The organism is Streptococcus cuniculi, assembly GCF_004570575.1.
In the GTDB taxonomy this organism is placed as follows: Bacteria; Bacillota; Bacilli; order Lactobacillales; family Streptococcaceae; genus Streptococcus; species Streptococcus cuniculi_A.
The window spans coordinates 1-572 of record NZ_SPPD01000057.1; the positions used below are offsets into that span (position 1 = coordinate 1).

The following is a 572-nucleotide window of genomic DNA, read 5'->3' on the forward strand; positions in this document are numbered from 1 at the left end:
ACCTCGCACACCGCGGCCACCAGTGCGGCCTTCGCCGCTCCTACGCCGAATACCAGGCAGATCGCGATGGCAATCTGGCTCAGCTGGGGGTTCCGTTTCATAGTCACTCCAAGGGCCATTGGCCGTCACATTCAGGATTGAGGTTTGCCGCCCAGCAGCACGCGGGACACCTTCTTGGCGTACTCCAGACGCTTCGACTCGGTCGCTACGTTGTATGCGCCCACGGCATTCCACGTCAGGCCGAATCGAGCGATGTTTTGGGACAGAACCCACGCGCCGATATTGGTGTTGATGCACGGCTCCCATAGCCTTTCCTCGTCGATGCCGTAGCGAGCGAGCGTGGGAAGCCATGCACTGTTGATCTGCATGTGGCCTATGTCGAAAGAGCCGTTTCTGTTCTTGTTGCGGGCCCTCGGATTTCCGCCGGATTCGACGGTGGAGATCGCTTTGAGCAGGCTGACGGGAACCCGGTACCGCTCCGCCGCCTCGTCGAAACATGCCGCGCTCGCGCTCATTGAGCCGAGCAGGAAAATCGCTGCTACTACCGTCCGCATGGCACCGATGCTACGGAC

At 60.8% G+C, this 572-nt stretch carries 1 protein-coding gene; it reads right to left on the bottom strand.

The window, feature by feature from the left end; genetic code table 11:
* Positions 1–131: 131 nt before the first annotated feature.
* Positions 132–572 (bottom strand): lytic transglycosylase domain-containing protein (locus E4T82_RS12010; RefSeq protein WP_209304587.1); only part of this gene is annotated, 441 nt, incomplete at its 5' end.